Source organism: Pseudomonas sp. B10 (assembly GCF_900156235.1).
Lineage (GTDB): Bacteria > Pseudomonadota > Gammaproteobacteria > Pseudomonadales > Pseudomonadaceae > Aquipseudomonas > Aquipseudomonas siliginis.
Genome location: NZ_LT707063.1, coordinates 5,736,779 through 5,759,112 on the forward strand (window position 1 = coordinate 5,736,779; position 22,334 = coordinate 5,759,112).

The window sequence follows — 22,334 nt, forward strand, 5'->3', positions numbered from 1 at the left end:
CGATCGCCGCGTCGCGAGCGCCAAGACCTGTCTTTAGAGTTTCTCCATCTGCCCGCAGTTTCAGAAGTTCCACCGCACAGATCACTACCTAACCCGCTTCGGCGGGTTTTTTTACGCCTGGAGGAAAGCATGGGCGCAGCAGCACAGATCGACATCAGCGGCGAGAAGGGCGGCAGCAGCAAGCCGAAGTCGCCAACCGAAGCCAGCGACAGCCTGCGCTCGACCAACCTTGCAAAACTGCTGATCGCCGTGGGCGAGGGTGAGTTCGACAGCGTCCCGACCGATTACGACATCTACCTGGACAACACACCGATCCGCGATGCCAGCGGAAACTACAACTTCCCGAACGTGAAATGGGACTGGCGCCCGGGTTCGGTGGACCAGACTTATATCCCTGGCATTCCATCGGTGGAAAACGAGACGTCGCTGAACATCGAACTGCGCAGCGATTCGCCGTGGGTGCGCTCGATCACTAACACCCAGCTTTCCGCCGTGCGCATGCGTTTGGCTTGGCCAGCGCTGCAACGGTCTGATGACCAGGGCAACGTCGGCGGCTACCGAATCGAATACGCGATCGACGTGGCCACTGATGGCGGCTCCTATCAGCAAGTTCTGGTGGATGCAGTCGACGGCAAGACCACCACGCGCTACGAGCGCTCGCGTCGCATCGATTTGCCGGACGCCACCACGGGCTGGCAGATCCGCGTGCGCCGCCTGACGCCGAACCAGAACACCAACAAGATCGCCGACACCATGCTGGTGGCCGGTTACACCGAAGTGATCGACGCGAAGCTGCGTTACCCGAACACCGCGCTGCTCTATATCGAATTCGACGCCGAGCAGTTCACCAACATTCCTGCCGTCACCGTGAAGTGCAAGGCGCGGCGCTGGATGGTGCCGAGCAACTACGACCCGATCCTGCGCACCTATACCGGGACTTGGGACGGCTCGATGAAATCGGCATGGACGAACAACGCTGCGTGGATCACCTACGGGGTGTGCACCGAAGACCGTTTCGGGCTGGGCAAGCGAATCAAGCCTTTCATGGTGGATAAGTGGGAGCTGTACCGGATTGCCCAGTACTGTGATCAGTTGGTGCCGAACGGGCTAGGCGGCCAGGAACCGCGTTTTCTGTGTGACATGAACCTGCAGGGCAAGGCTGACGCCTGGTCCCTGCTGCGTGATATCTCGGCGATTTACCGAGGCATGACGTACTGGGCGCAGGGTCAACTGGTGATGCAGGCCGACATGCCGCGCGCGCAGGACTTCGACTACGTGTTCACCCGGGCCAATGTGATCGACGGTAAGTTCTCCTATGGCAGTGCCTCGGCGAAAACCCGTTACACCCGGGCGCTGGTCAGCTACGACAACCCGGCGAACAACTACGACACCGACGTCATCCCATTCGCCGACCTGGATCTCCAGCGCCGCTACGGCGACCGACCCACGGAGCTGAGCGCCATTGGCTGCACCCGCGCCTCCGAGGCCCAGCGCCGTGGCAAGTGGGCGATCCTCAGCAACAACCAAGACCGCACCGTCTCGTTCAAGACCGGTATGGAAGGCGTGATTCCGCTGCCGGGGCATATCATCCCGGTGGCAGATTCGCTGCTGGCTGGTCGCGAAGTGGGCGGCCGTATCTCGGCGGTGGCGGGGCGGGTGATCACGCTTGATCGAGACACCCAGGCCAAGGCTGGCGATCGTTTGATCATCAACCTGCCGGGCGGCCGCGCCGAAGGTCGGACCGTGCAGAGCGTGAACGGGCGCGCGGTGACCGTCACGGTCGCCTACAGCGAACTGCCGGTGGCGCAGTTGCAATGGGCGCTCGACGCGGATGATCTGGCAATCCCGCTGTATCGCGTGCTGCGCACCAAACGCACCACCGAGGGCGATTACGAAATCAGCGCGCTACAGTTCGAGCCGAGCAAGTTCGCCTTCATCGATACCGGCGCCCGCCTGGAAGAACGCCCGATCAGCGTGATTCCAATAACCGTTGTTCCGGCGCCTGCGAGCGTGTCGCTTTCGTCGACGTCGTCGGTTGTGCAGGGGATGGCCGTGGCCACCATGACCATCAGCTGGCCAGCCGTGGATGGAGCCGTCGGCTATGACGTGGAGTGGCGCAAGGACAGCGGCAACTGGATCAAGCTACAACGCACTGGCATGACCAACGTGGACGTGGTCGGCATCTATGCCGGTGCCTACGTGGCTCGCGTCCGCGCAGTGAGCGCCTTCGACATCACGTCGCCGTGGCGCAACTCGATCCTGACCAACCTCAGCGGTAAGCAGGGGCTGCCGCCGGCGCTGGCGTATCTGAAAACGATCAGCAAGGTCTATGGCATTGGGCTCGAATGGGGATTCCCACCTGGTGCAGAAGATACCCAGCGCACTGAAATCTGGAATAACAAAATCAACGACTTGGCCACAGCCGTGAAGTTGGCTGATTTTGCCTACCCACAATCGAATCACGAAATGCAGAACGTCGTGCCGGGCACCAGTCTGTTCTTCTGGGGGCGGTTGGTGGATCGAATTGGTAACGTCGGGCCGTGGTTTCCTTTGGTTGACGGCATCAACGGCCAAGTGAGCATCGATCAGTCCGAGTACGAGAAGTATTTCCTCGGGAAAATTCAAGAATCCGCACTGGGCGAGAAGCTATTCCAGGAGATCGGCAAGATCTCCGGTGACGGCGAAGGTTCGGTCAATGAGCGACTTGAGCAGGCCAAGCAGGAGCTTGAAGGCCTGATCGGCGAGATCACTGACGCCATGGTTTATGACCCGTCCAAGCCGTACGGGAAGGGTGAGGTGGTGCGGCTCGATGGCCGGTTGTTTTCAGCCATCAAGGCTGTTCCGGTTGAAACGCCGCCGCCGAATGCTGAGTTCTGGTACGACATGGGTACGATTGCTGAAACCACCAATGCCATGGCGCTGCAAATCCAGACGCATTCAACACAGATCGAAACTATCGACGGCAAGGTCACGGCGCATGCGTCGACGATGCAGGCGCTGCAAGCAGCATGGCGAGAGGACGATGGCACGGGGGCTATGAATGACGCACTGAAGGCCTATCAAAGTACCGCCAGTATCGTCACCAACGATAAGGTCAGAGCAGAGGAGAATCTGGCCTCGGCAACCCGTATCACCACGCTTGATGCTGCTGTAGGCAAGAACGCAGCAAACCTCACCACGCTTGAGGAGGTAGTTGCCACAGATAAGGAGGCCACTGCTCAGAAAATCGAGACTCTCACTGCAACTGCCAACAACGCTACGGCCAAGGCAGAGTTTGCTAGTACGGCTGTTTCTGGTCTCAACGGGAAGGTGTCTGCGCTGACCACCATCAAGACTTCGACCACGGTTGGCGGTCGGACGGTGATGTCAGGTTTGGCCATCGGCGTGGAAGGTGAGCAGCAAGAGTCGCAGATCCTTGCGTTCGCTCAACGGTTCGCGATCCTCGATGAGGTGAGCGGCCAGATGATTGCGCCGTTTGTTGTGCAGGGCGGCCAGGTATTTATGAACACCGCGATCATCAGCCAAGCCTTCATCAAGGAGTTGGTCCTGGGGATGACCCTGCGATCGGCGGCTCTCAACTCGCAAGGGTTGCCGCTGCTGGAGATCAATATACCGGCGGGTACTTTCACGCTTCGTGGCCAGTCCAGCACCGGTTATACGTTGCTGAACAACAACGGCATCTACGTCTACGACTTGAACTACATCGAGCGCGCAGCGCTCGGGAAGATGACGTAATGGACTATTACGGTGCGAGAACGAAAGACGCGATGGGGCGGGTGACGCTTGAGTCATCAACGATGACAGTCCGGTCGATTGTGACCAGACAAGTCACCGTGCCGCCCATCACCAGCGACTTCACCAGCTTCATCAGCATGCCTGAGATCACCGCGCAGTCGTTTGTGTGCGTGACCCTTGGCAGCCAGGCGAATGAGTTTGCCGCGTTGCCCGCTGTTTTTTGGTCGGCAGGACAGCTCAGAGTTCGGCGCGGGCAAGGGCTGGTGCTCAACGTGTTTATTCTGACTTACCAATAGGAGGTGGCATGGACTACGGATTCAGGTCGCGTAACGGCCAGAATTTCTTCCAGATTGACAGTGACAACAAAGTCTTGAACGTAGCGGCGTCTGGGAGCTACGCCATAGGAAAAACTCCGACATCATCGACAACCATTACTACGGCAGTCATCACCTATCCGATACCTATAACAACTACCGAAGCGCCACATGTTTTCTTGAACCCGAACAATCACGGCATGTATCACACGCTGATGCAGATGGGCGGGCCGGGTAACTGGACCGGCTTCTATTTCAAATTGCATTTGATGGCACCTTTCAACAGTACCGACTGTAGCGGTCGATGGCTGGTCGCTACATTCCGTTCAACGTCACCACCCAATGAATACGATCTGCGTTTGCGTAATGCTGCGAATGAACAGATTTTTGTGGGTGCGGACAATCTTCTTGTGATGACAGGCTTCCCGATCAATGAAGGCTGGACGCTGGACAACCGCGGAGGCGAAGTGTCCGGGATCTACTGGAGCGGCTACCAGATGCCTTGGACGGGCTCCTATGAGGATTACTTCCTCGCCTCGACCTTGCTCGGAGGTAAGATTTACAACGGCAACACAACACTGGAAACGCCCTGCGGTTTCCACGCCGGAGTCCGCGCGACATTGAATGGATACGTCGGGGCAATGGTGAGTTCGGAGGGCGGCACTGCCAAAAACGGCAGAACCACTTTTGCTGCACGACCCATGCGTCCGTTATAAAAAACCGAGCCCGCCCAGCGCGGGTTTTTTATTGACCAGAATTAGGATACTTCCATGCCTTGGCTTAGAGGTGGGACTGTTGCCGTCACCAACGGATCAACGACCGTTGTCGGCACTGATGCAGATTTTGCTGCGAACGCAAAAAACGGTGATGCCTTTGTCGGTCCTGACGGGGCCAACTACGAGATCGGCAATGTCGCCAGCGCGACTGTCATCTCGATCATTCCGGCTTATAAAGGGCCAACAGCGAGTGGCGTGGCGTACGCGATCATGCCGGTGCAGGGGTATCCCAAGGCTTTGGCTGACTCCTTCAACAACATCAATCTTCAGTGGGGACAAAAACTGGCCGCTCTGGGTACCACCGGCAACTACGAGATATTGCCGGTCGCCAAGGGCGGCACGGGGTCGGCAACACTGGATTCAGATGTTGTTCCAGAAGGCGCAACGAACAAATATTTTACCGGCGCCAGAGTGCTGCAATCGGCGCTGACCGGCTTGAGCGCGGCCACCTCGACAGTGATTACTGCCACTGACAATGTTTTGGCAGCTATGGGTAAGCTCCAGGCGCAGATCACCGGTAGGGCCTTGAAGGGGGTCAACAGCGACATCACATCGCTGACCGGTTTGACTACTGCGCTTTCCGTTGGGCAGGGTGGGACTGGCGGGAGCAATCAATCGCAAGCTCGCTTGGGTATTGGCGCTGCGGCATCCGGCAGCAATAACGACATAACCGGTCTTCTGGCTACGGCGTTTGTCAGAACCAGCGGCACAACCAACGTCGGTGCGGGTCAGGGTCTCTATCAGCTTTGGAACACCGGTGGAGGTGGGCTGTCCGGGTCTGGTGACTGGGTATGTAACCAAGGCGCCGGCTCTGGTGGTTTTAGTTGGCGGTCGGTGAACTCCAACAACACCGCAACCGGGCCGACGATGACCTACACCTATGCCGGCAACTTGAACGTGCCTGGCACGGTGAGCCAAGGCTCTGACCGGCGCCTGAAGGCAAACGACGTTGAAATATTGGACGGTCTTGATCGAGTTATGCAGATCCGCCCGGTTGAATTCGATCGTCGTGACTTCCTGGATTCCACGGATTATCCGCACCACGAGGCTGGCGTAATCGCTCAGGAGCTATACGAAGTGGTTCCCCTGCTGGTTACTCCGGCAAGACCTGATATCGAGCAAGACATCTGGAGGGTCAATTACACCGGGCTGATTCCGTACCTGGTATCGGCCATCAAAGCCCTGAAGGCCGAAATCGACGAACTGAAGGCGAACGCTCAATAGATGCATTTCAATTGCACAGGCTCCTCCGCTGCGCCTTTGCACCAACGGCAGAGAAAAGGTGAGGCTTGCACTGAAGGAGATCTAGACCCTAGAAGGTTGATTCGCCATTGGATTGATGGGGTTGTTCAGGTAAGTTGTCGCGCAAATCAGATCCTTGGAAGATTTACGCCTGATGAATGTTGGCCAGCCGGAAGGTAGTTTTACCGTTTCAAAGAAAATTCATGCACCGATTCATCCCAAGTATCGCCCCGACATTGATGGCCTTCGAGCGATCGCCGTGCTGGCCGTTGTCGGGTTTCATGCCTTCCCTTCCCTCATTCGCGGCGGGTTCGTAGGGGTCGACGTTTTCTTTGTCATTTCAGGGTTTCTGATTTCCAGCATTATTTTTGGCAGCCTCGATCGATCTTCATTCAGTTTTGCAGAATTCTACGGGCGTCGTGTTAGGAGGATATTCCCAGCGCTGATCACCGTTCTGCTTGTCACATTGCTGGCAGGCTGGTTCCTGCTGTTTGTCGACGAGTACGCACAGCTTGGCAAGCACACTGCGGCGGGTGCCGGCTTCATTTCTAACCTGGTGCTGTGGGGTGAGAGCGGTTACTTCGATAATTCCGCAGAAACAAAACCGCTGCTGCACCTTTGGTCGCTTGGGATCGAGGAGCAGTTCTATATTGTTTGGCCGATCCTGCTGGTTGCGATTCACAAGTTGCGCCTGAACGCCTTGTGGGGCCTTGTAACCGTAGCCTGCATTTCATTTGCACTGAACCTCATCGGAGTTCAGACCGATCAGGTCGCAACCTTCTATTCACCGCAAACCCGGTTCTGGGAGCTATTGGTAGGTGCAGGCCTGGCTTACCTCACCATGTATCGCCCTGACTTGAGCGAGGCCTCGAACGGCAGCGTTGCGCGCCACAGTAAGTCGCTGCTGGGGGCGGCGCTGGTCATGACTGCGGTGCTTCTGGCCAACAAAGAAAAGGCCTTTCCGGGCTGGTGGGCAACACTGCCGGTGATCGGAGCCGCTTTGCTTATCTCGGCCGGTCCGCACGCATGGCTTAACCGTGTGGTACTGTCCAATCGCCTGATGGTTTGGATCGGGCTCATCAGCTTCCCGCTTTATCTGTGGCACTGGCCGTTGCTGTCATTCGCAAGGATTGTTCAGGGTGGGGAGCCACCTCTCGCTATGCGCGTGGCGCTGGTCCTGGCGTCCATTGTTCTGGCGTGGGCCACCTACGCTCTGATCGAACGACGGGTCAGACATATGCGGTCGCTTGCCCCGGCGCTCGTCGCCACAATGATCGTCCTGGGCGTTACTGGTTACATTATCTTCGCCAGCGGCGGGGCGCCAGAGCGCGCAATTGCCGTGAAGTCGGCCGATCTGCAGCCCGCCAACCACGTAGCCGGGTACCGAGCGTGTACAGGCACTGGGCTGTCTGACTTGGACATGTGCCAGGAGCCAATAGGAGTGAATCCGAACATAGCTCTTGTGGGCGATAGTCATGCTGACGACAAGTTTCCCGGCATCGTGGCGAGTGACAAGCAGCGGTCATGGATATTGCTCGCCAACAACAGTTGCCCGCCAGTACTTGGGGTTTCGGTAGTAGGCAGTCAGCCGGATTGCAGCCGCCGTATGGAGGCAATCTTCGACTGGCTTCAACAGCGGGAGAGCGTTCGCGTCGTTGTGCTCTCGTTCTTCGGGGGGTATTTCCTGCCAACCAAATACGCGGCGGATCACGTGAAAAGCGGTCTCGGGCCGGGCTTTGTGAAAATCAGCATGGACGGCGGCGAGGGCATGTCCTATGCCGATATATTTAAGGCCGGGCTAGACAATTCGATTACTCGGCTGGAAGAATCTGGGAAACGGGTCGTATTGAATGTCGATACCCCCGAGCTGCCATGGTTTCCGCGTGACTGTCTGCGCAACCCTCTGATGAATTGCACACTGAAGCAGGCTGATGTTCTTGCTCGGCAGAGTGAGCTTAGGCTCATGCTTGAGGCGCTGAAGACGAAACACCCGCAACTCGAGGTGTACGACCCGTTGGGTGTCTTCTGCACGCGTGACGTTTGCAGCATCAGCAAGGAGGGGATTTTGCTTTATCGAGATTCCCACCACCTTTCCGAAAGGGGGAGTCGCATCTATGCCGAAGATTTCCTTCGCATATTGAAGTAGTCCCAATCTAAATCCGAGCCGGCCATCGCGCCGGCTTTTTTTCGTCTGGAGAAAAGTGATGCCTGTAACCGAAAAAGACCGCGATGTACTCGCACGCACGCTGTGGGGCGAGGCTCGCGGCGAGGGAGCGGCCGGCCAGATCGCCGTGGCCTGGACGATCCGAAACCGCGTTTTCGATGGAAAGGAAAAGTCTTGGTGGGGCGAGGGCTACGCCGGCGTCTGCCAGAAGCCCTATCAGTTCAGTTGCTGGAACAAGGCCGACCCGAACTATCAGTTCCTGATCGGCGTGAAGCAGATCCCGTTCCGCGAACTGGCGCAGTGCCGGATCGCCGCCGACCAGGTAATCGATGGCAAGGTGCCGGATCCTACCGGCGGGGCCACCCACTACTACGCCACCAGCATCAAGGCGCCGGCATGGGCGGCGAAGGCCAAGCAGACACTGAAGCTGGGTGGTCACGTCTTCTTCAAGGATGTGCCGTGATGGCGTTGCCTTGGAAACTGGTCGGTGTGTTGGTGCTGGTGCTCGCTGGATTCGGCAGCGCTTGGCAGTTCCAAGACTGGCGCTATGACCGGCAGCTCTCCGAGCAGGCCAGGCTCAACGGCGAGACGCTGAGTCAGCTTGCCGCGGCCAGCGCCAAGGCGCAGATGGCCGAGCAGGACAAGCGCCTGGCGCTCGAGCAGCGACTGGCGGCCAGTGAGCAAACCCATTACAGGAAATTGAGCGATGCCCAACGTGACCAAGATCGCCTGCGCGATCGCCTTGCCACTGCTGATCTGCGGCTGTCAGTCCTCATCGACGCGGATTCAGCCAGTGGCTGTGACGTGCCAAAAGCCACCGGCGCCGGCGGCGTGGATAATGCAACCGTACGCGCCCGACTTGACCCAGCGCATGCTCAACGAATTATCGCCATCACCGACACCGGCGACCGTGGACTGATCGCGTTGCAGGCGTGTCAGGCCTATGTGAGGGCACTCAGTTCTGCCGATCCCGCGCATCCCTGAGAAGGCTCTGATTCTCTTGGAAGAGATGGTCCCTCTGGTGCGACACCTCAGCGAATCTGCGTTTTTCGCTCAGTAAATCCCCCTCGGTGTACTGAAGCTTTGTCCTGAGAGAGTTACGATCCTCCTTGAGAGCGTCATTGTCTCTGACCAAGCCCTGAATATTTTCCAGTGCACGCTCCAGCTTAAGGGTGAGAGCTTCGAATTCGTTCTCGTACATCCTGAGCTGGTGTCGGCAGGTTTCGAGCGGGGTCGGGTTGCCGAGCCAATCGTCGGTGTCTTCTATATAGAGGGGGTCCACGGGAATGCCTTGCTAGATACTGTTTGCATATACAGTAATCGAGGCTGTGCCAGCGGGCGAGGGTGAGGCGACGAGCTGTCAGTCGGGCGTCATCAAAACAGCCAAAGTCATTTTGATGAATTCTTCATTCCGATCGAGCGCGGCCAGAGAGCTTCGGACATTTTCGGCGACATCGGCGGATCCGCGCTGCTCTACCCAAAGGGTGAGTTCCATGATGGCGGCTTCGAGCGCGAGTTGATTTTCGTTGATCTTGACGAGCAGGGAAGGGAGTAGATCTGAGTTCGGCATTGGGTGTCCTCCATGGAAGAACCCAGAATAGCAGAGGGAGATTTGATCGGCAGAACGCCAGGGAGGGCAGAGCACTGTAGGAAAATACAGCGCTAAGTTGTTGATTCTTATAGCGGGTAACGTCAGTTTTCGAACCTGCAAATTTAGGGGTGTTTTCTTTATCCATCAATAGGTTGCGCGTGTTTCGTGGTCACCTTGACATGGTGGTGGACTGATCAGTGAAATCAGCTATTGACTATGTTTCCGATTTTTATGCATGCGATGAGTGGGCTAATAAACAGCGACGCCGGGGAAGAGCGGTGGTGGTTATGAGCTACTCTTCTGCTTTTGTCGGAGATCTCGAATGGAGGCAATTGTGATGTCAGGCATAGGTGACAAGCTCAATCTTGTGGGATTTTTCTTCACTGTTGTCGGATGCTTAGCTGCACTTGTGGGGGCTATTCTGATGTATTTAGGATCTAGCCTGGCAGGTGAAAGCATCTGGGAAAACTTGAAAAAAATACAGGCTGTTGCGGAAAACTCGTCGGTAGTAGCTCAAGAAAACTGGACTGAGCGGGTAACTTATGACCTCTCTCAGGCAGTTCCACCAAACGCAAAAAGTGTAACTTTTACGTATGGCATGAGAAGCCCTGATACCAGAATCCCTCTGAAAATGACGGTTTTTACCAGCATACATTTTATTACAGCGAACGTATCTGGAGAGCAGGGGTCATTCGAGTTGAACCTCACTGATCGGATTATTCACGTATCTGTAGCGCATCCAGAAATAAATTGGGATTTGGGCGTCACGCGTTACGAATTTTGAATGTTAAAAGGGTGCTTTTTTATCCCCAGTATTTGCGCAAAACGTCCTCTGGGAGCACCGTTTTTCCGTTTGCATAATCACAAAAAATCGGATGTTTTGCTACGCTATAAACTGGATGTTATCCTTTTAAAACAATAACTTAGCTAGCTACCGTCCCCAGCATGGGGTGCTAGGGGTCGAGTGTTCGAATCACTCCGTCCCGACCATATTTTTCAATGATCTAGGCCAATGTCCAAAACATTGGCCTTTTTCATGCGCGTGAGATTTGCGGGGCTTTTCGATTTCGAATTTCTTCGGTTAAGCCTTCGGCATCTGCTCGCCACACGCACAAGCATCTGTGTTTCAATAAAAAATTCTTGAATGGAGTCGACTCATGGACAAGGCGTTCAAACAGCCAATGTTTGTTGTTGGGCTGCCACTTGCAATTTGTGGCTTCGTTTTCGGCCTAAATGGTCTTCTCGCTAGCGGAACCTTGGCTTACGTCGCGCCGGGGTTATTGATACCTGGCTTGGCGTTCATGTTGATAGGTTGGTTGCAACGGAATAAGTGATTTGCCAAATGGATCTCGCAGTTGTATGAGATTTTCATGCCCGCTCGTCGAGCAGATCGCACTCCGAGGCTGCGGATTTTCTCTCATTAATATGCGCAGCCCCTGCGCCACTGACGGGAGAGAATGATGATCGACGACAACAACGGCCCTGAAGCTCCATATCCGGGACCAGACGAACAAACCCCTGATTCTGGCGAGGGTCATGATTCCGGCCTGGAGCAGGCTGATTCTGAGCCGAAGCAGGGTACCGACGAACGACCAGAGGACTGGAATCCGCCACCCGGCAATCCTGGCTCTGATCAGGACGCCCAGACGGGCCGAGATAATGGCGGCGCTAAGTAAGCCCGATCAATTGTTATCGTTCACGAGACCCGGCCATCGCGCCGGGTTTTTTATTGCCGCCCAACCCTCTATCGACATCCCCGGGCGCAGACGGTTATTTGGGCTTGGGTGGGCGAAGCCGAGGGCGCCGGCGGCTGGACGCTTCGATCCAGGCGCCGGCAACAAGCATGTTCACTCTACGATGCAGATCCAGCGATGGTTGTATCGATAGGGTGCTCGGGTGAAATGGACGTCTGAGACCATTTTCATGCCTCGCTCTTGGAGCGCTTCGGTCAGTTGTACGAGTGTCTCTGCCTGGATAGTCATTGCTGTCACCTCGTCAGATTTACTGCGTTCATAATTCTTGACCGAGAGATCAGGCGGCTAATTCATTTTTTCTACAGTCATCATTGAAGTAGTGTGATCAAGAGCGCTGTGCTTCACTTCATGTCCACTAACTTGCCCCATTCAAGTCCGAACCGCGCCAGGTACTTCCTCAAGCGATCGGCATCATTGGGTTGCGCCTTGGCCTGCCGGGAAACACTGAACAGCTGTCGGCCGGCATCCGACAGGCTGTCCGCCTGCTGGCACACCTCAATGACAGCCTTCAACTGCAAGCGATCGAACAAGTCCATGCTCTCGTTATCTCCCGGCAACTCAGTTGATACTGCAGAGGGATGCGCCAAGCCCCACGCATATCGCAATCGTTCGATCTCATCATCGACCTGCGCTTCATCGATGCGCCCGCTGTCGGCCAAAGTCGCCATCCGCGTAATCGATGCGGACAGCTCGCGAAAGTTGCCCAGCCAGGCTGCTGCAGGTGAGCTGGCGAAGGCCAGGTAGCGTCGGCGTGCTTCGAGATTGAAGCGCACCCGCTCACCCTGTTCTCGAGCATGGCGTTCCAGTTCGAAGTCGATGTTCGGCTCGATATCTTCGCGGCGACCGGCGAGGCCGGGCAGGTCGAATGTCCAGAGGTTGATCCTTGCGTACAGGTCCTCGCGAAAAAGGCCTTCGGCGACCCGGCTACGCAGGTCGCGGTGGGTGCCGGCGATTATCAGAAAATCACTCTCGACTTCCTTGTCCGAGCCCAGCGGGAAGAAGCGTTTCTCTTCTATTGCTTTTAACAGCATCGCTTGTTCGTCTGCGCCGAGCTCACCGATTTCATCGAGAAACAACATGCCACCGTCGGCGGCGCGCAGCAGGCCGTCGCGAGCGTTTTGCGCTCCGGTGAAGGCGCCTTTGACGTGACCGAACAAGGCCGACATCGCGCCGTCGCCACGCAAGGTTGCACAGTTGACTTCGACAAAGCGTCCCTGCATTTGATGACGGTTACGTTTGAGTTCGTAGATGCGCCGCGCCAGGAAGGATTTGCCGGCGCCGGTCGGGCCGATCAGCAGCATGGGGGCTTTTGAGCGCAGGGCTACGCGCTCTATCTGTTCAATGGAGCGGTTGAAGGCCGGGTTGCGCGTGGCGATGCCGGACTTGAGAAATTCCAGGCCTTCGAGACGTTTGCTGGCGAAGCGTGAGGCGATGCGATCATAGCGCGACAGGTCGAGATCGATCAGCGCATGAGTGCCACAGGCGGGATCGTTTTCGTTCTTGCGCTTGGCGGGGGAGGTCTGAATCAGCCGGGCTGGCAGATAGCGCGCCTCGGTCAGCAGGAACCAGCAGATCTGCGCGACGTGGGTGCCGGTGGTGATGTGGACGAGGTAATCCTCGTGCTCGGTGTCAAAATTGTACGCAGTGGTGAAGTCGTGCAGGGCGCCGTACACCTCCTCGAAATCCCAAGGGTTGCGCAGCGACATTGGATGCAGGCGCACTTCGGTGCTCGGAGAAATCTGCTGGATGTCCGCTCGGACACGCTCGGCGAGGCTGACGTCGCGCGCGTCGAGGCCATGAATCAATTCAAGTCGGTGGATAGGGAGGTCTGTTTGTTGGCACAGGCCTACGCTTGGTCGCCAATAATTCCACCGGCTGGCACCTTTGCCGACACGATCCAGGGTGGCTCCGATAAATCCGATGGCGACCGTGCGTTTGTTGGGCATGCTTATCTCATAGGATAAATGACGATATGCAATGATAATTTTGCTGGTCGGATTTGTCTTCCATAGATTATCGAGCCTCGTCCAATCAGAGATAAAAGTTATTAAAATCAAAAACATAGCAGAAACAACCATGGCCGCATCCAAAGCTGGCACAGCGGCTGCAATGCTGATGGAAACGAACATGGACACCAAGATATGAAAGACCAAACCTACCAGCTTCTCGAAGTCGCCAACGGCAAGCCCATCAAACTCTGGACCGAAGGTGTCCCGGTTGAAAACGAAGCCCGCGCACAGTTGATGAACACGGCAAAAATGCCGTTCATCTTCAAGCATCTGGCGGTCATGCCCGATGTGCACTTGGGCAAGGGCTCGACAATTGGCAGCGTGATTCCAACGGTCGGCGCGATCATTCCCGCAGCGGTGGGCGTCGACATCGGTTGCGGCATGATCGCTGCGCGTACGTCGCTGACGGCTGCAGATCTGCCAGACAACCTCCACGGACTGCGTAGCGCCATCGAGCAAGCGGTGCCACATGGTCGCAGTTCGAATCGTTCGCGGCGAGACAAAGGCGCCTGGGACGAGGTTCCGCAGCAAGCCGATCAGGCCTGGGCGGGGTTGCAGCCGCGCTTCAAACTGATCACCGACAAGTATCCGAAACTGGCCAACACCAACAACCGTGGGCACTTGGGGACGCTCGGCAGTGGCAACCACTTCGTCGAAGTGTGCCTGGATGAAGCCAACCGGGTCTGGTTCATGTTGCACAGCGGTTCGCGTGGCGTCGGCAACGCTATCGGCAACCTGTTCATCCAGATGGCCCAAGCCGATATGCGTCAGCACATTGCCAACCTGCCGGACCGTGACCTGGCCTATTTCGAAGAGGGCAGCCAGCATTTTGATGATTACGTGGAGGCGGTTGGCTGGGCGCAGGACTTCGCCAGACAGAACCGTGAACTGATGATGCGCGCGGTGGTTCAGGCCACGCGGCAGATCATCCGCAAGCCGTTCGAAGTGGCGCTGGAGGCGGTCAACTGCCACCACAATTACGTGCAGAAGGAACGGCATTTCGGTGAGGACGTGCTGATTACCCGCAAAGGCGCGGTGTCAGCGAAGAAGGGCGAACTGGGGATTATTCCGGGCTCGATGGGCGCCAAGAGTTTCATTGTGCGCGGTCTGGGCAACGAAGAGTCGTTCAGTTCCTGCAGTCATGGCGCCGGGCGCACCATGAGCCGCACGAAGGCCAAGAATACCTTCACCGTCGCCGATCAGATCCGCGCCACTGCCCATGTGGAGTGCCGCAAGGACGAAGCGGTGATTGACGAAATTCCGATGGCCTACAAGGACATCGACAAAGTCATGCACGCCCAGCGTGAGCTGGTGGAAGTGCTGCACACCCTGCGTCAAGTGGTGTGCGTCAAAGGATAAGGAACTACAGCGCTGGCGGGAATTCTGCGTCCGGCAGTGCGCTGGTTCATCGCGGCTGAGCTGAAGCGCGAATTAACGATATTGATCAGAACTCAGGAAGACCCCCGACGGTTTAACTCTACCTCAGAGACTCCGTCGGGCTATACGCTTAAGGATTTGCCATGAAAGAGATAATCGAACTGGACGGCGCCATCGGTGGCGGCCAGGTGTTGCGCAGTGCGTTGAGCCTGTCGATGGTGACAGGTCGGGCGTTTCGCATTAAACAGATTCGCGCCAGACGCAGTCGTCCGGGATTGCTGCGTCAGCACCTGACAGCAGTGATGGCGGCGGGCGAGGTTTGTGGTGCACAGATATCTGGTGCGCATCTGGGGTCGCAAGGCCTGAGCTTCGAACCAGGCGAAATTCGCGGCGGAGAATTTCAGTTCGCTATTGGCACGGCGGGCAGTTGCACGCTGGTGCTACAGGCGCTGTTGCCAGCCTTGTTGCGGGCATCGAAGGCCAGTCGGGTGACGATCTCCGGTGGCACGCATAATCCGCTGGCACCGCCGACGGATTTCCTGTCGCGCAGTTGGTTGCCGCTGCTGCGGCGCATGGGCGGCGATGTCGAGTTGGAGTTGCTGCGTCATGGTTTCGTACCGGCTGGCGGTGGCGAAATTGCTGTGAAGGTGCAGCCCTCGCGCCTCACGCGCTTGGACCTGTGTGAGCGCGGCGAGGCAGTCTCACGACGCGCATTGGCGCTGACCGCAGGTCTCGCACCTACTGTCGCTCAGCGAGAGCTGAGTCAGGTGGCCAAACGTTTGAACTGGCCAGTGGAGGCGCTGCAATCTGTGGCGCTTGATCCGGCACGCGGCCCGGGCAATGTGTTATTGCTGGAGTATGTTTTCGAGCATGTCACTGAGGTGTTCAGCGCATTTGGCCAAGTGTCGTTACGCGCCGAGAAGGTGGCCGATGCCGCGATCAATCAGGCTGCTGACTGGCTGCGTAGTGGTGCTGCGGTGGCTGAGCATCTGGCCGATCAGTTGCTGTTGCCGATGGCGCTGGCCGGTGGCGGATCGTTCACCACGCCGCGCATGACTGATCATCTGCGCAGCAACATCGAAGTCATTCACCTGTTTTTGCCGGTCCGTATCGATTGCCGAGAGGAGGGCGGCGATCGCTTGCGGGTAGACGTTTTCCAAACCGGTTAACGGCGGCCGGCAACCGGAAAGCAGTTGCACAACCTCATCGCAGGTGAGGCTAGCCTTCAGCCATTAGCACATCCGACCTAATTGCCCCCGTTCTGGCTCGACCTTAAAGTCCTTTCGCTTGGCAGGTTATTGCCAGTATTTCTCCGGTATGAAAATCAAAAAGGTCGATCTGCAATGAACTCATCAAGGACTATCCCGGTTCTCGCTTTATTCGCAACAATGGCGCTCGCAGTTACTGGATGCCAGACCGTCAAACCGGGAGAGAGTGATCTCAAAAATCGCGCACAGACCACCATCGGCAAACCCGTAATCAAGGTTTCCAACATCCGCAGCGACTTCAATACAACCTTCTACACCGCTCAAACGGAAAGTGGCGAATATACGTGCGAACTGCCGAGCGGCCCGATGGTTGCTCTGGGTTCCATGGGCATGGGACTGGGCGCTCAGTGCACCAAGCAATGACTAATCAATCCTTTCGAAGCTGAAATAAAAAGGCCAATGTCGATGACATTGGCCTTTTTCTTTAACGAATACTCGGCGCAGATCAGCTGGTTTTCGAGTTCAGCTTGCGCAGTTCTTCGTAGGTCGCCGATTGCACGAACCAGAAGCCGGAGACGATGCACCAGCCCAGGGTGCCGCCTACGAACATGCCGAGACCCGAAAGAAAGCTCTGGCTCATCATGAAGAGGGAAACGATCAGGATGACCGCCAGTGCGATATAGAGAACGATGTTGTTGACGCCGATGACGAAATCTTTCATTTGCATTCCTTGGATGTATTTTCCTCTGGCCACCTTCTATGGTGGCCAGTGCGCACATCATATTGATATCACCCTGTATTGCGCTAGTTCGGCGTCGGTATTTCGTTATGAATAGCAAAGTGCGTCGTTACTGAGCGGGTTTTTTCTCAAGATCTTCGGAGTCGCTCGACGTCGCCGCATCCTTCTCCGTCTCGTGCGGTTCTGAGCCCGCATTGGCGCCTGAAGACTCTTCACCTTTCTTGTTGGCCTTCTCATCATGGTCACTAGAGCTGTGTGCATGATTGACACCGGGCAGGGCGGTGGCGGGGGTGGCAGCGCCCGCTGTCGTTTCGGCTGCCCAAGCGTGGAGCGGGCCAATCAAGCACAGACTGAAAAACGACATTGCGAAGATTTTCTTGTTCATCACGTGGGCCTTCTACGCGGTGGGATGTATAGCGTTGGATAGGCCTGTCTGGCAAAGGTGCGCAGTACTGGACGAGCGGCGAAGCCTGATTGTATTCAGCCGGATCAAAAATCTCGCAACAGCAGGCAAATTGCTGGCCCCCATCGGTATTTCGCACCGGCAAAATCGCCTTTTTTCAAAAGGTTAGGTTGGCTATATGCGCACGATTGTCATCACCGTTGTGACGCTTTCCCTGGCTTTGATCGCCTCGGGAGTGCAGGCAAAAGAGTTGAGCAAGGGCCATCGCTTTGCCTGCACCTGGGGCTCGGATATTGCTGCCGGTGCGCAGCGATCAAAACTGTCCGGGGTTTCGCTGTATGGCGCGCGCAAGCAATTGCAGGTTCGCCGATTCCAGCAACCCTGGATGCGCATGACAGCGATGGGGATTACCGAGCAGACCTACAACAGCAGTTCGAAGCTCAAACCGGCAGCGGTCAAGCAGACCTATTACGAACAATGCGTACGCCATGAGTTGGCTCGGCGCTGATGCCGGTTTCTCAGGACTGATTTACACAGCTCAGGAATCGCGAGAGCCCTTGGCCACTGCCGGCCCGGCAACCCGCGGCGCCGCTTTGGTCTGCATCAGTGCATCCAGAGCCTTGCGATAACCCTGACCGCCAAGCGCCATGCTGTTGTTGTGCGTCGCGCCGGGCACCAGCAGCAGGCGTTTGGGCTGCTCTGCGGCGTTGAATAGCTGCTCGCTGAAGCGCGGCGGCACGAAGGCATCAGCCAGGCCATGCACCACCAGCAGTGGCATGTGAATGTCGGCGATCTTGTCGATGGAATCGAATTTCTGCGACAGCAACCAGCGCACCGGGAGCGAGGTGTTGGCCACGGCGGCGGCGACATCGGCCAGGGAAGTGAAGGTTGATTCAATGACCAGACCGCGTACCGGCAGAGGTGTGTGGTTGCGCGCCGCGTTCTGTCCCAGTTCGGCCGCCAGATCAATCGCCACCGCGCCACCGAGAGAGTGGCCGTAGATCAGGCGCTTGTTCGGGTCCGGTTGCAGCAACTGGAAGCGCTCCCAGGCCACGCGGGCATCTTCATAAACGCTGCTTTCGGATGGTAGATCACCCTTGCTTTGTCCGAACCCTCGATAATCGATGGCCAGCACCGAATAGCCCGCCGCGCGTAGTTGCTCTATGCGGAACAACTGTCCGGTGAGGTTCCAGCGCACACCATGCAAGTAAAGGATTGCCGGGGCATTGGCACGTTCCGCCGGCCACCACCAGGCATGGATGTTCTGCCCGGCCTTGAAACTCTTCGGTTGCAGATCGAGTTCCTGAACGCTGCCGGGCAGACCGCGATACCAGCCGGCGGTGCCCGGCTCGATGCGAAACAACAGTTTGCGCTCGGTGTGTTCCAGCACCGCACAACTCGTCGGCACGCCAATGATCAGCGCGGCCATCATGGCGAACGCCAGGCGGCGGCGTCGCAGACGAGTCAGCAAGGACAGGAACATTAATCGTTTCACCACGGCGCAGACAAAGAACGCTTTTTACCAGATGCCTCGGTCTGCGCGTGACTGTTTTTCGACCACCGTGCACGTCCAACGATTACAAGATGCTGCAATCGATCACCCCACTTGCAGCACAATCTTGCCGATATGATCGCCGCCCTCCATGCGGGCATGGGCCTGAGCTGCGTCAGCCAGCGGGTAAACCTTGTCGATGATCGGCAGGCAGCGCCCGGCGCTGAGGGCAGGCCAAACGTGTTCTTGCAGTTGATCGGCGATGGCGGCTTTCTCCGCAGCGGTACGCGCGCGCAGCAGCGAACCGGTGACCACCGCGCGTTTGCCGAGGATCGCCAGCAGATCGATGTCGTTGGCGCGGGCGCCGCCGAGAAAGCCGAGCATCACCAGTCGGCCATCCATTGCCAGTGCGCTGACGTTGCCGTTCAGATACGAGCCACCCATGATGTCGAGAATCACGTTCACGCCTTGATCTGCGGTTTTCTGGGCAATGACCTTGGCGAAATCTTCCTCACGATAGTTGATCGGTTGCGCGCCAAGCTGACGGATCGCGTCGCATTTTTCAGCACTGCCTGCGGTAGCAAACGCCTCGATGCCAAATTCACGACAGAGCATCAGCGCGGTGGTACCGATACCGCTGGTGCCGCCGTGAATCAGCACGCGCTGGCCGGCCTTGGCACCGCCGAGGCCGAACAGGTTGGCCCAGACGGTGAAAAAGGTTTCTGGAACTGCGGCGGCCTGGACCCAATCGACTCCATCCGGCACAGGCAAAGTCTGGCTGGCCGGAACCGCGCAATACTCGGCGTAGCCACCGCCATTGGTCAGTGCACAGACCCGATCGCCGACCGCGAAACGCGTTACTCCGGCGCCAACCGCGACCACTTCGCCAGCCACTTCCAGACCGGGGATCGGGTCCATGCCGGGTTTCATCGGGTACTTGCCGGCGCGCTGCAAGGCATCCGGGCGATTGATTCCGGCGGCGTGAACACGGATCAGCACTTGGCCTTCGGCAACGGTTGGCAGAGGCACGCGCTTGGCTTGCAATACTTCAGGGCCGCCGGGTTCGGTGATTTCAATACGGGTCATTTCGTTGGGCAGTGACATTGTCGATTCCTGTGAAAAAGGTCATGTAGATGGGAACGCTGGCAGCGCGCAATGATTCCCTTCAGTTCGCCGCGCAACGGGTTTCAGTTGTAGAGGGCAGCCAGCGCATGGCTTGCTCCAGCAGTAGAGCGACGACGATCGCGCCAGCGGCGATTACAAAAAGCAGTGTGTGCTGACCACCTGAAGCGTTGAACAGCGCCGAGTAGGCAAACCCGGCCAGAGCCTGAAAAGTGGCGAACGACACAGTGGCACGGCTCCAGGCGATCTGCTGACGGTGATGCGACGGCACCAGCTCATGCACGCGGGCCAAAGCCAGAGGCACGATGCCCGGCGGGAACGAGCCGAGAATCACCGCCAGTAAAGCCAGCGCCAGAAACGCATGGGAGACGGCGAGCAAACCGAGGGCAATGGCTTGAACTACCAGCACCACGCGAATGCCAGTGCGTGCACCAAGCTGGTCGGCCAGAAAACCGTACGTCACCGGCCCGACAATCGCTCCCAGGCCATACATCACCCAGACCATTGCGCCGATATGCGCCCCGGCGCCCAGTCCGCGAGCCACGTAATCCACCAGAAACACCATGGCAGGCACCAGCCCGGCGGCCATGAACGCGTATTGAGCAAACAACAGGTAGACGCCCGGCGGTGTCGGCTCATCAGCCGACGTTGCGTGCGCAGCCACAGGGTGCGCGGTATCCGCAGGCCAGCCGAACCAGCTCAACGCGGTCAGCAACAACGCCAGCGCGCCCAGTCCCAGCCAGGTCGCTTGCAAGCCGAGGCTCAGCAGCGGCGGCACGATGGTCCCGGAGCCGGCGATTCCGAGGCCGATGCCCAGGAAGATTGCGCCACTGGCCAGACCTCTGCGCGGCGCCGGAACGTGAGGCAGCACGGTTGCCGCCACCAGCACCATGATCCCGCCACCGGCAATGCCGGACAGCAAACGCCAGCCGAAGAACCAGCTCACCGAGAGCGGATAAGCACAGGCAAAAAATGCTCCCGTGACCGCGAGCATCATCAGGCGCAGGGCGTTGCGGTTACCCAGTCGATGGGCCATGGGCCGACCGAGCAGGGCGCCGATCAAGTAGCCGACCAGATTGGCCGCGCCGAGATAGACGACATCATTGGCGGAAAACCACTGCGCCTGAATCAGCGAAGGGATCAGCGGCGTGTAGGCGAAACGCGCCAGGCCAATGCTGACCAGGCTGGCACAAAGCCCGGCGAAGATCGGCAGCCAGATGCCGGAGGAATTTGCAGTACGCATGATAGCGATCTCACAAGAGGTGTATGGCGCTCAGCTTATCGGCTATCTTGGCTGCGCATATGCAGCGATTAAGCGGCAGAGTGATGCAAAAATGCTTCGATGAGGACCAGCATGAATTGGGATGATGCGCGGGTTTTTCTGGCGGTCTGTCGCGAGTCCACCTTGCGCGGAGCTGCACGAGTTCTGGGCGTGGACCAGGCCACTGTCGGGCGGCGTATTACCGCGCTGGAAAAGTCTTTGAGCGCGACGCTGTTCCTGCGTACCTCCGATGGCTACGCGCTGACCAGTGTTGGTGAAGCGGCGCGTAAAAGTGTGGAAAAAATGGAACATTCGGCACTGGAACTGGAGCGGCACATCCACGGGCTGGACGATCGTCTGACCGGTAACGTACGGGTCAGCACCACCGACTCGATGGCCATCGACTTCATCATCCCGGCGATGGCGCGCCTGCATGACCAGCACCCCGACGTGCAGATTCAGCTGGATGCGTCGACGCAAATCCTCAGTCTGGCCAAGCGCGAAGCCGATATCGCGGTGCGCAATACTCGGCCGGATAACCCGGATCTCATCGCTCGGCGAATCGCCCGTTGGCCTGTAGGACTTTTCGCAGCACAGGCCTATGTCGAGCGCCATGGACAACCGCAGCCCGGCAACGCTTTCGAGGGCCATGATCTGGTGGTGTATCAGCCGTACTTACAGAGCAAAAAAGACCTAACGCTGGTCTCTGAACCGTTTACCCGCGGACGCATCGTCGCCACGCTCAGCTCCAGCCTTTTGGTGCGTCGAGCCCTTGCCGCAGGCCTCGGGATAGGCGAGATACCGGTATACATGGGCGAACGCGATGGCCTCGTCAGACTTTGGCCGGAGCGGACCCGGCCGCTGCCGTATGAAGTGTGGCTGGTCACCCACGCCGACCTGCGTCACACCGCGCGGGTACGGGCGGTCATCGAGCAGATCGTTGAGGCTTTTGCGCTGGAAAACGAATAAGTGGTTCAGGGTTTTGCCGAGGCTACAACTGCTGACGAAACAGCCTACGTCCGAGACAGAATGGGCCGGCTTGTTGTAGTCCGTGATGAGTTCTATTGTCACTGCAGCTCGATGCAGACCTCAGTGACGCATCGAAACGAAGAGCCAGGGAAGGCCGCGTAGCCGCAGAAAGGTGTCG

At 57.7% G+C, this 22,334-nt stretch carries 22 protein-coding genes; 15 read left to right on the plus strand and 7 right to left on the minus strand.

All coding sequences use genetic code 11. The annotated features are described in order from the left end of the window. Nucleotides 1-129: 129 nt before the first annotated feature. The 7 genes from gpJ to BXA01_RS26155 all read left to right on the plus strand — a co-directional run bounded on the left by gpJ (nucleotide 130) and on the right by BXA01_RS26155 (nucleotide 9,215). On the plus strand, nucleotides 130-3,735 hold the full coding sequence (gene gpJ, locus BXA01_RS26125; protein ID WP_076567314.1) for a TipJ family phage tail tip protein: 3,606 nt from the start codon (nucleotides 130-132) through the stop codon (nucleotides 3,733-3,735). After that, nucleotides 3,735-4,031: a hypothetical protein gene (locus BXA01_RS26130; RefSeq protein ID WP_076567316.1), complete on the plus strand. Its 297-nt coding sequence runs from the start codon at nucleotides 3,735-3,737 to the stop codon at nucleotides 4,029-4,031. The genes gpJ and BXA01_RS26130 overlap by 1 nt, the downstream gene beginning before the upstream one ends. Before the next feature lie 8 nt (nucleotides 4,032-4,039). Beyond that, nucleotides 4,040-4,765, plus strand: coding sequence for a hypothetical protein (locus BXA01_RS26135; RefSeq protein ID WP_076567319.1), 726 nt, complete (start codon nucleotides 4,040-4,042; stop codon nucleotides 4,763-4,765). A gap of 54 nt (nucleotides 4,766-4,819) precedes the next feature. Next, nucleotides 4,820-6,049 carry a tail fiber domain-containing protein gene (locus BXA01_RS26140; RefSeq protein ID WP_076567321.1) on the plus strand — a complete coding sequence of 410 codons (1,230 nt, stop codon included), beginning with the start codon at nucleotides 4,820-4,822 and terminating at the stop codon, nucleotides 6,047-6,049. 172 nt (nucleotides 6,050-6,221) lie between these two features. Next, entirely contained in the window at nucleotides 6,222-8,213 is a 1,992-nt protein-coding gene (locus BXA01_RS26145) for an acyltransferase family protein (protein ID WP_076567324.1), read from the plus strand. A 58-nt stretch (nucleotides 8,214-8,271) separates the two neighbouring features. Beyond that, nucleotides 8,272-8,694 (plus strand): cell wall hydrolase, encoded by a 423-nt coding sequence (locus BXA01_RS26150; RefSeq protein WP_076567327.1) that lies wholly within the window; start codon nucleotides 8,272-8,274, stop codon nucleotides 8,692-8,694. Then, on the plus strand, nucleotides 8,694-9,215 hold the full coding sequence (locus BXA01_RS26155) for a lysis system i-spanin subunit Rz (RefSeq protein WP_076567330.1): 522 nt from the start codon (nucleotides 8,694-8,696) through the stop codon (nucleotides 9,213-9,215). Before BXA01_RS26150 ends, BXA01_RS26155 begins: the two co-directional genes overlap by 1 nt. 376 nt (nucleotides 9,216-9,591) lie before the next feature. Here BXA01_RS26155 and BXA01_RS26165 read toward each other — a convergent pair whose 3' ends face one another. Beyond that, entirely contained in the window at nucleotides 9,592-9,801 is a 210-nt protein-coding gene (locus BXA01_RS26165; RefSeq protein ID WP_076567336.1) for a hypothetical protein, read from the minus strand. 343 nt (nucleotides 9,802-10,144) lie between these two features. On the opposite strand from BXA01_RS26165, the gene BXA01_RS26170 reads away from it, so the two are divergent. The 3 genes from BXA01_RS26170 to BXA01_RS26175 all read left to right on the plus strand — a co-directional run bounded on the left by BXA01_RS26170 (nucleotide 10,145) and on the right by BXA01_RS26175 (nucleotide 11,498). After that, nucleotides 10,145-10,606 (plus strand): hypothetical protein, encoded by a 462-nt coding sequence (locus BXA01_RS26170; RefSeq protein ID WP_076567338.1) that lies wholly within the window; start codon nucleotides 10,145-10,147, stop codon nucleotides 10,604-10,606. Nucleotides 10,607-10,979: 373 nt separating this feature from the next. Further along, nucleotides 10,980-11,156 carry a hypothetical protein gene (locus BXA01_RS27185; protein ID WP_172834023.1) on the plus strand — a complete coding sequence of 59 codons (177 nt, stop codon included), beginning with the start codon at nucleotides 10,980-10,982 and terminating at the stop codon, nucleotides 11,154-11,156. A gap of 126 nt (nucleotides 11,157-11,282) precedes the next feature. Continuing rightward, on the plus strand, nucleotides 11,283-11,498 hold the full coding sequence (locus BXA01_RS26175) for a hypothetical protein (protein WP_076567342.1): 216 nt from the start codon (nucleotides 11,283-11,285) through the stop codon (nucleotides 11,496-11,498). Between the two features lie 419 nt (nucleotides 11,499-11,917). On the opposite strand, the gene rtcR is transcribed toward BXA01_RS26175, so the two are convergent. Continuing rightward, nucleotides 11,918-13,522 carry an RNA repair transcriptional activator RtcR gene (gene rtcR / locus BXA01_RS26180; protein WP_076567344.1) on the minus strand — a complete coding sequence of 535 codons (1,605 nt, stop codon included), beginning with the start codon at nucleotides 13,520-13,522 and terminating at the stop codon, nucleotides 11,918-11,920. Nucleotides 13,523-13,717: 195 nt separating this feature from the next. On the opposite strand from rtcR, the gene BXA01_RS26185 reads away from it, so the two are divergent. From BXA01_RS26185 to BXA01_RS26195, 3 genes are all read left to right on the plus strand, one after another. Continuing rightward, entirely contained in the window at nucleotides 13,718-14,944 is a 1,227-nt protein-coding gene (locus BXA01_RS26185) for an RtcB family protein (RefSeq protein ID WP_076567346.1), read from the plus strand. A 161-nt stretch (nucleotides 14,945-15,105) separates the two neighbouring features. Then, complete coding sequence (gene rtcA / locus BXA01_RS26190; RefSeq protein WP_076567348.1) at nucleotides 15,106-16,131, plus strand: RNA 3'-terminal phosphate cyclase; 1,026 nt, start codon at nucleotides 15,106-15,108, stop codon at nucleotides 16,129-16,131. Nucleotides 16,132-16,305: 174 nt separating this feature from the next. Next, nucleotides 16,306-16,593: a hypothetical protein gene (locus BXA01_RS26195; RefSeq protein WP_041478565.1), complete on the plus strand. Its 288-nt coding sequence runs from the start codon at nucleotides 16,306-16,308 to the stop codon at nucleotides 16,591-16,593. 82 nt (nucleotides 16,594-16,675) lie between these two features. Here BXA01_RS26195 and BXA01_RS26200 read toward each other — a convergent pair whose 3' ends face one another. Together BXA01_RS26200 and BXA01_RS26205 are read right to left on the minus strand one after the other, a co-directional pair. Next, nucleotides 16,676-16,891, minus strand: coding sequence for a hypothetical protein (locus tag BXA01_RS26200; RefSeq protein ID WP_041478566.1), 216 nt, complete (start codon nucleotides 16,889-16,891; stop codon nucleotides 16,676-16,678). Nucleotides 16,892-17,018: 127 nt separating this feature from the next. Next, complete coding sequence (locus BXA01_RS26205) at nucleotides 17,019-17,294, minus strand: hypothetical protein (protein WP_076567350.1); 276 nt, start codon at nucleotides 17,292-17,294, stop codon at nucleotides 17,019-17,021. A 196-nt stretch (nucleotides 17,295-17,490) separates the two neighbouring features. Here BXA01_RS26205 and BXA01_RS26210 point away from each other — a divergent pair, with 196 nt between their 5' ends. After that, on the plus strand, nucleotides 17,491-17,820 hold the full coding sequence (locus BXA01_RS26210; RefSeq protein ID WP_041478568.1) for a hypothetical protein: 330 nt from the start codon (nucleotides 17,491-17,493) through the stop codon (nucleotides 17,818-17,820). Nucleotides 17,821-17,850: 30 nt separating this feature from the next. On the opposite strand, the gene BXA01_RS26215 is transcribed toward BXA01_RS26210, so the two are convergent. The 3 genes from BXA01_RS26215 to BXA01_RS26225 form a co-directional block, all read right to left on the minus strand. Further along, nucleotides 17,851-18,795: an alpha/beta hydrolase gene (locus BXA01_RS26215; RefSeq protein WP_076567352.1), complete on the minus strand. Its 945-nt coding sequence runs from the start codon at nucleotides 18,793-18,795 to the stop codon at nucleotides 17,851-17,853. 114 nt (nucleotides 18,796-18,909) lie between these two features. Continuing rightward, nucleotides 18,910-19,908 (minus strand): NAD(P)H-quinone oxidoreductase, encoded by a 999-nt coding sequence (locus BXA01_RS26220; RefSeq protein ID WP_076567354.1) that lies wholly within the window; start codon nucleotides 19,906-19,908, stop codon nucleotides 18,910-18,912. A gap of 61 nt (nucleotides 19,909-19,969) precedes the next feature. Next, nucleotides 19,970-21,169 carry a YbfB/YjiJ family MFS transporter gene (locus tag BXA01_RS26225; protein WP_076567356.1) on the minus strand — a complete coding sequence of 400 codons (1,200 nt, stop codon included), beginning with the start codon at nucleotides 21,167-21,169 and terminating at the stop codon, nucleotides 19,970-19,972. A gap of 111 nt (nucleotides 21,170-21,280) precedes the next feature. On the opposite strand from BXA01_RS26225, the gene BXA01_RS26230 reads away from it, so the two are divergent. Further along, the gene (locus BXA01_RS26230; RefSeq protein ID WP_076567358.1) at nucleotides 21,281-22,156 is read left to right on the plus strand and encodes a LysR family transcriptional regulator; all 876 of its coding nucleotides are present in this window, start codon (nucleotides 21,281-21,283) and stop codon (nucleotides 22,154-22,156) included. Nucleotides 22,157-22,334: the final 178 nt, after the last annotated feature.

Excerpts from the sequence above, each read along its gene's own strand:
- rtcR (WP_076567344.1), bottom strand. The coding sequence starts at position 13,522 with ATGCCCAACAAACGCACGGTCGCCATCGGATTTATCGGAGCCACCCTG.
- BXA01_RS26185 (WP_076567346.1), top strand. The coding sequence starts at position 13,718 with ATGAAAGACCAAACCTACCAGCTTCTCGAAGTCGCCAACGGCAAGCCC.
- BXA01_RS26175 (WP_076567342.1), top strand. The coding sequence starts at position 11,283 with ATGATCGACGACAACAACGGCCCTGAAGCTCCATATCCGGGACCAGAC.
- BXA01_RS26135 (WP_076567319.1), top strand. The coding sequence starts at position 4,040 with ATGGACTACGGATTCAGGTCGCGTAACGGCCAGAATTTCTTCCAGATT.
- BXA01_RS26195 (WP_041478565.1), top strand. The coding sequence starts at position 16,306 with ATGAACTCATCAAGGACTATCCCGGTTCTCGCTTTATTCGCAACAATG.
- BXA01_RS26155 (WP_076567330.1), top strand. The coding sequence starts at position 8,694 with ATGGCGTTGCCTTGGAAACTGGTCGGTGTGTTGGTGCTGGTGCTCGCT.
- BXA01_RS26150 (WP_076567327.1), top strand. The coding sequence starts at position 8,272 with ATGCCTGTAACCGAAAAAGACCGCGATGTACTCGCACGCACGCTGTGG.
- BXA01_RS26215 (WP_076567352.1), bottom strand. The coding sequence starts at position 18,795 with ATGTTCCTGTCCTTGCTGACTCGTCTGCGACGCCGCCGCCTGGCGTTC.
- BXA01_RS26225 (WP_076567356.1), bottom strand. The coding sequence starts at position 21,169 with ATGCGTACTGCAAATTCCTCCGGCATCTGGCTGCCGATCTTCGCCGGG.
- BXA01_RS26220 (WP_076567354.1), bottom strand. The coding sequence starts at position 19,908 with ATGTCACTGCCCAACGAAATGACCCGTATTGAAATCACCGAACCCGGC.
- BXA01_RS27185 (WP_172834023.1), top strand. The coding sequence starts at position 10,980 with ATGGACAAGGCGTTCAAACAGCCAATGTTTGTTGTTGGGCTGCCACTT.
- BXA01_RS26230 (WP_076567358.1), top strand. The coding sequence starts at position 21,281 with ATGAATTGGGATGATGCGCGGGTTTTTCTGGCGGTCTGTCGCGAGTCC.
- gpJ (WP_076567314.1), top strand. The coding sequence starts at position 130 with ATGGGCGCAGCAGCACAGATCGACATCAGCGGCGAGAAGGGCGGCAGC.
- BXA01_RS26130 (WP_076567316.1), top strand. The coding sequence starts at position 3,735 with ATGGACTATTACGGTGCGAGAACGAAAGACGCGATGGGGCGGGTGACG.
- BXA01_RS26210 (WP_041478568.1), top strand. The coding sequence starts at position 17,491 with ATGCGCACGATTGTCATCACCGTTGTGACGCTTTCCCTGGCTTTGATC.
- BXA01_RS26145 (WP_076567324.1), top strand. The coding sequence starts at position 6,222 with ATGAATGTTGGCCAGCCGGAAGGTAGTTTTACCGTTTCAAAGAAAATT.
- BXA01_RS26200 (WP_041478566.1), bottom strand. The coding sequence starts at position 16,891 with ATGAAAGATTTCGTCATCGGCGTCAACAACATCGTTCTCTATATCGCA.
- BXA01_RS26205 (WP_076567350.1), bottom strand. The coding sequence starts at position 17,294 with ATGAACAAGAAAATCTTCGCAATGTCGTTTTTCAGTCTGTGCTTGATT.
- BXA01_RS26140 (WP_076567321.1), top strand. The coding sequence starts at position 4,820 with ATGCCTTGGCTTAGAGGTGGGACTGTTGCCGTCACCAACGGATCAACG.
- BXA01_RS26165 (WP_076567336.1), bottom strand. The coding sequence starts at position 9,801 with ATGCCGAACTCAGATCTACTCCCTTCCCTGCTCGTCAAGATCAACGAA.
- BXA01_RS26170 (WP_076567338.1), top strand. The coding sequence starts at position 10,145 with ATGGAGGCAATTGTGATGTCAGGCATAGGTGACAAGCTCAATCTTGTG.
- rtcA (WP_076567348.1), top strand. The coding sequence starts at position 15,106 with ATGAAAGAGATAATCGAACTGGACGGCGCCATCGGTGGCGGCCAGGTG.